The organism is Oscillibacter sp. UBA6647, assembly GCA_002455655.1.
GTDB lineage: Bacteria > Bacillota > Clostridia > Oscillospirales > Oscillospiraceae > Oscillibacter.
In genome coordinates this window covers 1-10728 of sequence record DKLF01000087.1, presented here as the reverse complement: position 1 = coordinate 10728, position 10728 = coordinate 1, and the positions used below count along the sequence as shown (strand labels likewise).

General features: G+C 58.4%; 10 protein-coding genes and 1 pseudogene. 8 read left to right on the top strand and 3 right to left on the bottom strand.

Annotated features, from left to right (window positions below; translation table 11 throughout):
* The 6 genes and pseudogenes from B2W96_RS06325 to B2W96_RS06300 all read left to right on the top strand — a co-directional run.
* A pseudogene (locus B2W96_RS06325) lies at positions 1–193 on the top strand (enoyl-[acyl-carrier-protein] reductase FabK); the annotation flags it as partial.
* Positions 190–1128, top strand: coding sequence for an ACP S-malonyltransferase (gene fabD, locus B2W96_RS06320; protein ID WP_293009441.1), 939 nt, complete (start codon positions 190–192; stop codon positions 1126–1128). The pseudogene B2W96_RS06325 and the gene fabD, both read left to right, overlap by 4 nt.
* Positions 1125–1868 carry a 3-oxoacyl-[acyl-carrier-protein] reductase gene (fabG, locus tag B2W96_RS06315; RefSeq protein ID WP_293009440.1) on the top strand — a complete coding sequence of 248 codons (744 nt, stop codon included), beginning with the start codon at positions 1125–1127 and terminating at the stop codon, positions 1866–1868. The genes fabD and fabG overlap by 4 nt, the downstream gene beginning before the upstream one ends.
* Before the next feature lie 49 nt (positions 1869–1917).
* Positions 1918–3159 carry a beta-ketoacyl-ACP synthase II gene (fabF, locus tag B2W96_RS06310; protein WP_293009439.1) on the top strand — a complete coding sequence of 414 codons (1242 nt, stop codon included), beginning with the start codon at positions 1918–1920 and terminating at the stop codon, positions 3157–3159.
* A 3-nt stretch (positions 3160–3162) separates the two neighbouring features.
* A complete protein-coding gene (gene fabZ, locus B2W96_RS06305) occupies positions 3163–3597 on the top strand; it encodes a 3-hydroxyacyl-ACP dehydratase FabZ (protein ID WP_293009438.1) in 435 nt (144 codons plus the stop codon).
* A 67-nt stretch (positions 3598–3664) separates the two neighbouring features.
* Entirely contained in the window at positions 3665–4123 is a 459-nt protein-coding gene (locus B2W96_RS06300) for a MarR family winged helix-turn-helix transcriptional regulator (protein ID WP_293009437.1), read from the top strand.
* Between the two features lie 62 nt (positions 4124–4185).
* Here B2W96_RS06300 and gap read toward each other — a convergent pair whose 3' ends face one another.
* Positions 4186–5199 carry a type I glyceraldehyde-3-phosphate dehydrogenase gene (gene gap, locus B2W96_RS06295; protein ID WP_293009436.1) on the bottom strand — a complete coding sequence of 338 codons (1014 nt, stop codon included), beginning with the start codon at positions 5197–5199 and terminating at the stop codon, positions 4186–4188.
* Between the two features lie 395 nt (positions 5200–5594).
* Here gap and B2W96_RS06290 point away from each other — a divergent pair, with 395 nt between their 5' ends.
* Positions 5595–6611 carry a LacI family DNA-binding transcriptional regulator gene (locus B2W96_RS06290; protein WP_293009435.1) on the top strand — a complete coding sequence of 339 codons (1017 nt, stop codon included), beginning with the start codon at positions 5595–5597 and terminating at the stop codon, positions 6609–6611.
* A gap of 141 nt (positions 6612–6752) precedes the next feature.
* On the opposite strand, the gene B2W96_RS06285 is transcribed toward B2W96_RS06290, so the two are convergent.
* Both B2W96_RS06285 and B2W96_RS06280 read right to left on the bottom strand, forming a co-directional pair.
* Positions 6753–7679 (bottom strand): transketolase family protein, encoded by a 927-nt coding sequence (locus B2W96_RS06285; protein ID WP_293009434.1) that lies wholly within the window; start codon positions 7677–7679, stop codon positions 6753–6755.
* Between the two features lies 1 nt (position 7680).
* Complete coding sequence (locus B2W96_RS06280) at positions 7681–8496, bottom strand: transketolase (protein ID WP_293009433.1); 816 nt, start codon at positions 8494–8496, stop codon at positions 7681–7683.
* Between the two features lie 577 nt (positions 8497–9073).
* On the opposite strand from B2W96_RS06280, the gene fumC reads away from it, so the two are divergent.
* Entirely contained in the window at positions 9074–10432 is a 1359-nt protein-coding gene (gene fumC, locus B2W96_RS06275) for a class II fumarate hydratase (RefSeq protein ID WP_293009432.1), read from the top strand.
* The last annotated feature ends 296 nt before the right edge of the window (positions 10433–10728 follow it).

Sequence of the window (10728 nt, the reverse complement as noted above, 5' to 3'; positions counted from 1 at the left end):
GCTGGAGGAGTTGGAAACGGTGACGCTGGGCGGCCTGCGCCGGGCAGTGCTGGAGGGCGACGTGGAAAACGGCAGCGTGATGACTGGTCAGGTGGCCGGGATGCTCCACGAAATCCGTCCCCTGCGCGAAATTTTTGAGGAGCTTGCGACGGCGGGTGACGCACGTATCCGGGAATTGGCGGCAAGCCTATGAAGCTGGGATTTTTATACGCCGGACAGGGCGCCCAGCACCCCGGCATGGGCGCGGACCTGTACGAAAAGTATCCGGCCTTCCGTGCCGCGCTGGACGGGGCGGACGCGGGCTTTGACTTAAAGGCCGTGTCCTTTGCGGACCCGGACGGGCTTTTGAACGAGACGCAATACACCCAGCCCTGCATGGTGGCCTTCGCGGTGGGACTGACGGACGTTTTGGCGAAAAAGGGCATTGTTCCCGCCGCCGCCGCGGGTCTGTCCCTCGGCGAATATTCCGCGCTGTACGCAGCAGGCGTGCTAGACGGGAAAGCCGCCGTGGAGATGGTGGCTTTTCGCGGCAAAGCCATGACTGACGCGGCAAAGGGTGTAGACTCCGCCATGATGGCGATTTTGGGGGCGGACCGGGAAACGGTGACCGCCGCCTGCAAGGCCGCATCAAGCCTTGGCATCGTGGAGCCCTGTAATTTTAACTGTCCCGGTCAAATCGTCATCGGCGGAGAACGTGCGGCGGTGGAACAGGCGGCGGCCGCGGCCAAGGAGCTGGGGGCGAAGCGTTGCATGCCCCTGAACGTCAGCGGCCCGTTTCACACCTCCCTCTTAAAGCCTGCTGGGGACGCGCTGCGGGAATACTTCAAAACTGTGGACTTTCAGGCGCCACAGATCCCCGTCCTGCATAACTGTCTGGGCGGTGAGCGTCAGGGTGGAGATTCCATTCCCGCCCTGTTGGAACGGCAGGTCCAGTCCGCCGTGTACATGGAGGACTGCATCCGCGCCATGGCGGCGCTGGGTGTGGACGCCGTGGTGGAAATCGGCCCCGGCAAGGCCCTGACCGGGTTTGTAAAGAAAACACTTCCCAGCTTCCCCGTGTTCAGCGTGGAAACAGCGGAGGATGTTGAGAAGTTGCCGGAGCTTTTGAAAGAGGTGGTGCGCGGATGAACTTTGCAGGTAAAACAGCCGTGGTCACCGGCGGAAGCCGGGGGCTGGGCCGGGCCGTGTGCCGCAAGCTTGCTCAGGGCGGAGCCAACGTGGTTTTCTCCTATGCCGGAAACACCGCCGCAGCGCAGGAGACGCTTGCAGAGCTTGAGCGCATGGGCGCAAACGTCCGCGCCGTGCAGGGCAGTGTTGGGGACAGCGAGGCGGTAAAGGCCCTGATGGATACCGCCGTCAAGGAGTTCGGCAGGCTGGATATCCTCGTAAACAACGCCGGTATTACCCGAGACGGACTGGTGATGCTGATGAAGGAAGAGGACTTCGACGCAGTCATTGACACGAACCTGAAAGGGACGTTTCTTTGCATGAAAGCCGCCAGCCGCATCATGCTCCGGCAGAAATACGGACGCATCGTAAACTTAAGCTCCGTGGTGGGGCTTCATGGCAACGCCGGCCAGGTGAATTACGCCGCCAGTAAGGCGGGAGTCATCGGCATGACCAAGTCCCTTGCCAAGGAGCTGGCCTCCAAAAACATCACGGTGAACGCCGTTGCCCCGGGCTTTATCACCACCGACATGACCGACGGCCTGCCCGAGGCGGCAAAATCCGCTTTGTTGGCCTCCATCCCCATGGCGCGCTTAGGCGCGCCGGAGGACGTGGCCGAAGCCGTGGCCTTCCTCGCCGGGGACGGGGCCGGGTATATCACCGGGCAGGTTTTGGGCGTGGACGGCGGCATGGGCATGTAAAGCGGCGGGGCCAAGGCTCCCATCCGCATAAAGCAATAAGGAGACAGGTATGGAAAAAAGACGAGTTGTGATTACCGGCCTTGGCGCCGTCACGCCCATCGGACACTCCGCCCCCGAAACGTGGCAGGCGGTGCGAAATGGAGTGTGCGGCGTGGCCCCCATCACCGCCTATGACGCATCCGGGCAGAAGGTCACGCTGGCGGCGGAGGTCAAGAACTATCAGTCGGACGATTTTCTGGATAAAAAAGAAGCGAAGCACATGGCCCGCTTCACGCAGTTTGCGGTTATTTCTGCGCGGGAAGCGCTGAAGGATGCCGGTTTTGACCCCGAAAAAGCAGACATGGACCGCTGCGGCGTGATTGTGTCCAGCGGCATCGGCGCACTGCAAAACACCGAGGACGAACACAGCCGGTATCTGGAAAAAGGCATTGACCGGGTGTCCCCCTTCTATATCCCCATGACCATCTGCAACATGGCGGCGGGGCAAGTCGCCATCGATTCAGGTTTTCGGGGCATGTGCTCCTGCCCCGTGACGGCCTGTGCGGGCGGCACCAACGCCGTGGGCGACGCGTTCCACTACATCCGGGACGGGTACGCCGACGCGATGCTCTGCGGCGGCAGCGAGTCTGCGGTCACGCCGCTGGCCATTGGCGGGTTCACCACCATGAAGGCCCTGACCCAGAGCGCCGACCCCAACCGCGCCTCCATTCCCTTTGACGCGGAGCGCAGCGGCTTTGTTTTGGGCGAGGGAGCGGCCATTCTGCTGCTGGAGGAACTGGACCACGCACTGGCCCGGGGCGCGAAGATTTACGCGGAGTTTGTGGGCTACGGCTCCACCTGCGACGCGTATCACATGACCGCTCCCCTGCCGGGCGGCGAAGGCGGCGCGAAAGCCATGGCGCTGGCCCTTTCCGACGCGGGGGCACGGCCCGAGGATGTGGACTATATCAATGCCCACGGCACCTCTACGCCCTTAAACGATGCGGGGGAAACCTCCGCTATCAAAACCGTGTTCGGCGAGCATGCAAAAAAGCTTGCCGTCAGCTCCACCAAGTCCATGACCGGCCACATGCTGGGCGCGGCGGGGGCGGCGGAGGCCCTGTTCTCCGCGCTGGCGCTGAAGGAGGGGTATCTCCCCGCCACCATCAATTATCAGGTAAGCGATCCCGCCTGCGATCTGGACGTGGTTCCGAATGTGGGCCGGAATGCCGAATTGCGGTACGCCCTTTCCAACTCCTTGGGCTTTGGCGGGCACAACGGCAGCATTCTTTTGAAGAAATGGGAGGACTGAGCCATGGGCTTGCAGTATAACTCCGACGAAATCGCCCAGATTCTCCCCCACCGTTATCCCTTTGCTCTGGTGGACCGCATTGTGGACGGCGAGGCGGGGAAGTGGGCCAAGGGCGTCAAGTGCGTCACGGTCAACGAACCGTTTTTTCAGGGGCACTTTCCTCAAAAGCACGTGATGCCCGGCGTTTTGATGATCGAGGCCATGGCGCAGGTAGGGGGCGTTGCCGTGCTGGCTCTGCCGGAAAACCGGGGGAAAATTGCCCTGATGGGGGCTGTGAAAAACGCCCGCTTCAAACGGCAGATCACCCCCGGCGACGTGTTGGAGATCACCTGCACTCTGACAAAGCAGCGCGGCCCGGTTGGAATCGGCGAGGCGGAGGTTCGGGTGGACGGCGTGTTGGCCGCCACAGCGGAGCTGACCTTTGCTATCGGGCAGTGAAGACCGGATTCGAATATCAGCCGCAATGCCCAAAAGGGCAGAAATTTTAAAGAAGGTGGTTTTTGACGTGCTGGATCAGCTTTTCTTTGAGGTGTACAGCAAATTTAAGCTGCATTTTTATCAGGAGATTTTGACCGGGTTTCAGTCCCGTGAGGCCAGCCTGTCCACCATAGAAACCTTTTGTATGGAATCCATTCAGGCGCTGAAAAGTCCCACCATCAACGAGTTTGCATCGTTTCTGCACATCTCCCCCTCCAATGCCGCCTACAAGGTCAACAGTTTGGTGAAAAAGGGTTATGTGGACCGGGTGCAGTCTCCGGAGGACCGACGGGAGTTTCACTTGCGGGTGACGCAGAAGTATATTGATTACTACAACATCAGCTCCTCTTATGTGCGGGAGGTAACGGAGCGGATGCAGCGGCGCTTTCCCCCTCACGACTGCGCAAAGCTGGAGGAGATGTTGCGCATCATCAGCGGCGAGCTGATGCCGGAGGTGGTGCTGCCGGAGATTCCCGCCATCGAATAAAGCATCGCAAAAACCCGGGAGCGCTCTTATGAGCGCTCCCGGGTTTCATTCTTTTAAAATTCTTACTTATGGTCCACCGAAGCCATATAGCTGGCCAGCTCCACCATCTTGGTGGAATAGCCGAACTCGTTGTCATACCAGGAGACAACCTTGACAAAGGTGTCCGTCAGGGCAATACCCGCCTTGGCGTCGAAGATAGAGGTGCGGGAATCCCCCAGGAAGTCCGAAGAAACGACCTCGTCCTCGGTATAGCCCAAAACGCCCTTCAGCTCTCCCTCGGAGGCGGTCTTCATGGCCTTGCAGACCTCTTCATAGGTGGCAGGCTTTTCCAGATTCACGGTCAGGTCCACCACGGACACATCCAGCGTGGGAACACGCATGGACATACCGGTAAGCTTGCCATTCAGGTCGGGAATGACCTTGCCCACAGCCTTTGCTGCGCCGGTGGTGGAGGGAATGATGTTTCCGCAGCCCGCCCGGCCGCCGCGCCAATCCTTCATGGAAGCGCCGTCCAGAATCTTCTGGGTGGGGGTGACGGAGTGAACGGTGGTCATCAGTCCGTCCTTGATGCCAAAGCTCTCGTGGAGCACCTTGGCAATAGGGGCAAGGCAGTTGGTGGTGCAGGAGGCGTTGGACACAAACTGCATGTCGGAGGTGTACTTTTTGTTGTTCACACCCATGACGAACATGGGGGTGTCATCCTTAGAGGGAGCACCCATAATCACGTGCTTTGCGCCCGCGTCGATGTGGCCCTGGCACTTCTCCTTTGTCAGGTGCTGCCCGGTGCACTCGCAGACATACTCCGCCCCCGCGTCGCCCCAGGGGATGCTGCCCACTTCCTTCTCCGCGTACACGGCAATGCGCCGCCCGTTGACAATCAGTGCGCCGTCCTCATGGGACACCTCACCCTGAAACCGGCCATGGACCGTGTCATAGCGCAGCATATAGGCCATATAGTCAGGGGTCATGAACGGATCATTCACCGCCACGACTTCCACATCGTCCCGGGCCTGAGCAACGCGGAAAACCAGACGGCCGATACGACCAAAGCCATTAATTCCAATTTGAACCTTCATAAGGAAACGTCTCCTTTCAAATTCGGCTGCTGAAAACCGATTGCGCAACCGTTTTTGTTAATCGTTTACATTTGAATAGTATCACAACTCTCTTGCCTTTGCAACTGTCAAAACCATAAGATTTTTTATAGTTACTTGTATAAATCCAATAATTTTTGAAAAATTTGCACAATATTGCGTTTAAAATCGCCCCAGGGCCTTGACGTTGCAACAGAAGGAGCATATACTAAGCACTAATTAAAGGATTACGTAATGCCGACACAGCTTGCGCAACCCCCACAATCCGTGAAACGTGGCGTTTGAGCTGTGGCGGCGCGGCGTGCCCGCGCTTAACCGTTCCCGTCTCCGGGTATTGGGACAAGCGAAACTACGTGAGAAAGGAGCGGTTCTCCACGATGAAAGTGACTATCAGTGATGTGGCAAAGCTTGCCGGCGTGTCCACGGCCACCGTCTCCCACACCATCAACAACACGCGCTACGTCTCGGAGGAGACGAGGGAAAAGGTTTACGCAGCCATCTCCCGTCTTGGCTACACACCGGACGCCTCCGCCCGGAGCTTCCGCACCGGAAAGCGGAAGACCATCGGCTTTATCGTGCCGGACATCTCCAACAAATTTTTCGCCACCATGATCGAATCAGTGGAAAATTATCTGGCTGCCGCGGGATATCACCTTATTATTGCCAACACCAAGGAGGACATGGACCGCGAGGAACGGAACATTCGCTTGCTTGCCGCCGGGCTTGTGGACGGGTTGCTCATTGCCAGCACCATGGACAGTTTCCAGCGGCTGGACAGCCTGATTCCCGCGGGTTTTCCCGTGGTGCTGGTGGACCGCGTGTTTGGCGAGAAGAAATTTACCTCCGTGTGCGTATCTAATTTCCAGCCCATCTACCGCAGCGTATGCCGTCTGGTGGGCAAAGGCGACCGGCGTATCGGCATCATCGGAGGCCTGCCCCGCCTGTCCTCCACGCAGGAGCGCATCTCTGCCTATCAGCAAGCCATTTCAGACTGCGGTCTGGAGGCGGAAGCGTCGCTGATCCGTTACGGAGACTCCATGGAAAACAGTGCCCATGGCTGCCTTGACGAGCTTTTGGAGCAGCATTGCGACGCAGTGATCGTCACCAACGGCCTGATGGCTTCGGAGTCTATCATCCACTTGCACCGCAAGGGCGTGCAGCTTGCCCGGGACATTGACCTTGTGAGCTTTGTGGATTATGAATCGGACTTTTACGAACTTTACGCCAACCAGATTGACTCCATTGTCCAGCCTGTGGATGAGTTGGGGAACATCGCCGGGGAGGAGATTTTGAAGCGGGTGGAAGACCCGGATGCGCCGATTTTTGAAAAAGTACTCACTTCCGCTTATCGCCCCTATGATGTGCCAAAGTCCAAAAATGATTCGGACGGCTAAAGAGATCAAACCGTCCTCCTGATAATCTCTTAAAATTTTTACTGAATTTTAAAGAATTAGTTGATCGCCTGTGCGTGATCGTAAAAAGCGCGCCGCCGGATTTTCGGCGGCGCGCTTTGCAATTGATATGGCCCAAAGGCATTACAGTGCAGCCTTGATGTCCTCCGCGATCTGACCGGCGGTGAGCCGGTATTCCCGCAAAACGTCCTCCGCCTTGCCGGACTGGCCGAAGCGGTCGTTGACGCCCAGCTTCTTGAACTTGCAGGAAACCTTGCCCATCAGCACGTCCGCCACCGCGTCCCCCAGACCGCCAATGACGCTGTGCTCCTCCACGGTGATCACCGCGCCGCACTTTTGTGCGTATTCCGTGACACAGGCTGCGTCGATGGGCTTAATCGTGTGGACATTGACCACGCTGACGCGGATGCCGTCGGCTTCCAGAAGCTTTGCGGCCTCCAGACATTCGGACACCATCAGCCCGCAGGTAAAGATGGCCGCGTCAGGCCCCTCCCGCATGACGTTTGCCTTGCCGATTTCAAAGGGATAGTCTTCCTCGAACACCGGAGAAGCCAGCCGCGCCAGCCGGAGATAGGCGGGGCCTTCCTGCTCCGCCAGCGCAAAGACGGCCTTTTTCGCCTCCTTCGCGTCGGCGGGAACAATCACCGTCATGCCGGGAATCACCCGCATCAAAGCCAAATCCTCAATGGCCTGATGACTGCCGCCGTCCTCTCCCACAGAGACACCCGCGTGGGTCATGCAAAGCTTCACGTTGAAATGAGGATAGGCCACCGAATTGCGCACTTGCTCATAAGCGCGGCCCGCGCCGAACATGGCGAAGGTGGAGCAAAAGGGAATCAGCCCCATGGTGGACATTCCCGCGGACACCGACACGAGGTTGCTCTCGGCGATGCCCATATTGTAGTGGCGGTCAGGGTAAACCTTTTGAAACTTTGCGGTCTGGGTGGCGTTGGCCAAATCCGCGTCCAAAACCACCACCTTGTCGTTCTGCGCGCCCAGCTCAATCAGCGCCTCACCGTATGCGGCGCGGGTTGCGATTTTCTCTGCCATCTTACTTTCCCTCCAGTTCCGCGAGGGCCGCCGCCCGCTGCTGCTCATTAGGGGCCTTACCGTGCCAGCCCACCTGATTTTCCATGAAGGACACGCCCTTGCCCTTCACAGTGTGTGCAAGAATGCACCGGGGCTTGCCGGGAACGGCGGGGCGGGCCAGCGCCTCCACCACGGCGGCAATATCGTTGCCGTCGGCCAGCTCGATAAGGTCGAAGCCGAAAGCCCGCAGCTTGGCGGGCAAATCGCCAAGACTCATGACCTCCTCGTTGGAGCCGTCAATCTGAAGGCCGTTGTTGTCAAACAAAATGGTGAGATTGTCCAGCTTGTAGTGGGCGGCAGACATAAACGCCTCCCATAGCTGGCCCTCCTGCGCCTCTCCGTCGCCGCACATGGCAAAGACCTTGGTGTCTTTTTTCAGGTGCTTTGCGCCCAACGCCATGCCCACCGCGATGGACACTCCCTGCCCCAAAGAGCCGGTGGACGCGTCCACTCCGGGAACCTTTTTCACGTCGGGATGCCCCTGAAGCATGGCATGGAGCTGGCGGAAGCTTTTAAATTCCTCCTTGGAGAAAAAGCCCAGCTCGCCCAGCACTCCGTAGTAGCAAGGGGAGGCGTGGCCCTTGCTCAGGACGAAGCGGTCCCGGTCCGGGTCGTGGGGATGTTTGGGGTCCACCCGCATCTGGGTGCAAAACGCGGCGCTCATCAGCTCCACCGCGGAGAGCGAGCCGCCGGGATGTCCGCTGCCCGCGTCGGCGGTCATGTTGATGATGTCCCTCCGGACCGCGGCGCAGAATTTTTCCAGCTCTTGCGTCGTCATATTCTTCCTCCGTATTCCCAATGAATTTGGGTTGTATTCCTAAGTTTCTACGGTATCACAACTGTCTCTGCGTGTCAAGAAAGACCCCGATTGAATTGCCAACGGAAACGCGCTGTTCTTTATTCCGAGGTCCTGGAATTCTCCAGCGGCTTATAATTCGCCAAAGATGTTAATACCGTTTGATGTAGCTGACCCGGGATCAAATAAAGTCAATTCCGGAGTACCGTCCACGTCCATATCCGCAAGCCCTGCACCGTTAACCGCAATGTTCAGCGGCTCGGGCCGCTCTCCCCTATTGGTCAAAAAGGCGGTATACGCGGATTCCCAAGCAGCCTGCGATATAATTGCATCAACGGCATCCGCCGCATAAGTCCGGTCGAATAACCGTCTGTCATTATTGTATCACAAATTATCAGCAAACTCCACAGCCTTGCCGCAGGGCCCCGCATTTCGAGGCATATCAGTCTCTCCCCTGCCGTCCGTTCTCTCTCCTCCGTCAAACCTTTCTAACAAGGGCTTGCGGGTTAGGCCACGGGCCGCTATAATGAGAAAAACATCAAAAACAGGGGGACGCAGAATGGAAACGAGACGCGAGCGCGACACCATGGGGGAAATTTTGGTTCCGGCGGAGCGCCGCTGGGGCGCCCAGACTCAGCGGAGCCTTGAAAACTTTAAAATCGGCACGGAAAAAATGCCCCGGGAAATTATTGGGGCTTTTGCTTATTTAAAGGAAGCCTGCGCCAGGGTCAACGCGGACTTCGGCAAGCTGACGGCGGAGCAGGTGGAAACCATCTCTTCCGTGTGCGGTGAAATCCGCGCCGGACAGTGGGACGAGGAATTTCCTCTGGCGGTGTGGCAGACGGGGTCCGGCACCCAGACCAACATGAATGTCAACGAGGTGATTTCTCATTTAGCGACGGAGCGGGGAACGCCCCTCCACCCCAACGACCATGTGAACGCCTCCCAGTCCAGCAACGACACGTTTCCCTCTGCCCTGCACATCGCGGCGGTGCTGGCGGCGGAAGCCGGCGTGCTGCCCGCCGCAAAACGACTGAGCGGGACGCTTGCCCGGCTGGAGCGGGAAAACGAGGACATTATCAAAATCGGACGCACCCATTTGCAGGACGCAACTCCCCTGCGGTTCTCTCAGGAAATCTCCGGCTGGCGGGAGCTGGTGGACGCGCCCTGCCGGATGCTGAAAACGGCTCTTTCAGAGCTTCGCCGCCTTGCCATCGGCGGCACCGCCGTGGGCACGGGGCTGAACGCGCCCCAAGGGTTTGACGCCAAGGTCTGCGCCTGTCTCTCAGGGCTGAGCGGCACGGAATTTGTCCCGGACGAAAACAAGTTCCACGCCTTGACCTCTAAAGACGCGCTGGTGTTTGCCCATGGGGCGCTGAAAGCCCTTGCAGCAAATCTCATGAAAATTGCCAACGACGTGCGGTGGTATGCCTCCGGCCCCCGCTGTGGACTGGGGGAGCTTCATATCCCCGAAAACGAACCGGGCAGCTCCATCATGCCCGGAAAGGTAAACCCCACACAGTGCGAAGCGGTGACGATGGTGGCCGTGCAGGTGATGGGGAACGACGCGGCAATCGGCTTTGCCGCGTCTCAGGGGAATTTCCAGCTAAACGTATTTTTACCGGTGTGCGCCCAGAATTTTTTGCAGTCCGCCCGCTTGCTGGCGGATGCGATGGACTCCTTCCGGAGCCACTGTATGGAGGGCCTCACCGCCGACCGGGAACGGATGGAGCAGAATCTCCGCGGCTCTTTGATGCTTGTGACCTGTCTTACGCCGCAAATTGGCTATGAAAAGGCGGCGGAGTGTGCCAAGCAGGCCCTTCGGGACGGGACAACGCTGAAAGAGGCCGCCCTTTCTCTGGGTCTTTTGAGCGAGGCGGAATTTGACGAGGCCGTGCGCCCCGAAAAAATGGTCTAAGCCGCTTTCTCTCCTTTTCTGTGGGTCCTTTCCTCCAATCGCAGATATTCATAAAAACATGCGAACCCTCCGGTCTGCCAGGCAAACCGGAGGGTTGATCTTATTTGTTAAATAAATTTGCAAATTTTGCCCAGCGGTCCAACAGATGAGTCCGGTGGGAGCCGTGTCGCGGCACGGTACATTTAATACGGTTAATCCACAAGCTGTGTCAGCGTGTTTTTATCAAGGTCCAGCCTGTAATAGGACGGAGGATTCGACCTCTCATCCTCCTCCTGCTTCAACTGAACGCATGTATA

Coding starts and splice junctions, on each gene's coding strand:
- fumC (WP_293009432.1), top strand. CDS start 9,074: ATGGAAACGAGACGCGAGCGCGACACCATGGGGGAAATTTTGGTTCCG.
- gap (WP_293009436.1), bottom strand. CDS start 5,199: ATGAAGGTTCAAATTGGAATTAATGGCTTTGGTCGTATCGGCCGTCTG.
- fabZ (WP_293009438.1), top strand. CDS start 3,163: ATGGGCTTGCAGTATAACTCCGACGAAATCGCCCAGATTCTCCCCCAC.
- fabF (WP_293009439.1), top strand. CDS start 1,918: ATGGAAAAAAGACGAGTTGTGATTACCGGCCTTGGCGCCGTCACGCCC.
- B2W96_RS06285 (WP_293009434.1), bottom strand. CDS start 7,679: ATGGCAGAGAAAATCGCAACCCGCGCCGCATACGGTGAGGCGCTGATT.
- fabD (WP_293009441.1), top strand. CDS start 190: ATGAAGCTGGGATTTTTATACGCCGGACAGGGCGCCCAGCACCCCGGC.
- fabG (WP_293009440.1), top strand. CDS start 1,125: ATGAACTTTGCAGGTAAAACAGCCGTGGTCACCGGCGGAAGCCGGGGG.
- B2W96_RS06290 (WP_293009435.1), top strand. CDS start 5,595: ATGAAAGTGACTATCAGTGATGTGGCAAAGCTTGCCGGCGTGTCCACG.
- B2W96_RS06280 (WP_293009433.1), bottom strand. CDS start 8,496: ATGACGACGCAAGAGCTGGAAAAATTCTGCGCCGCGGTCCGGAGGGAC.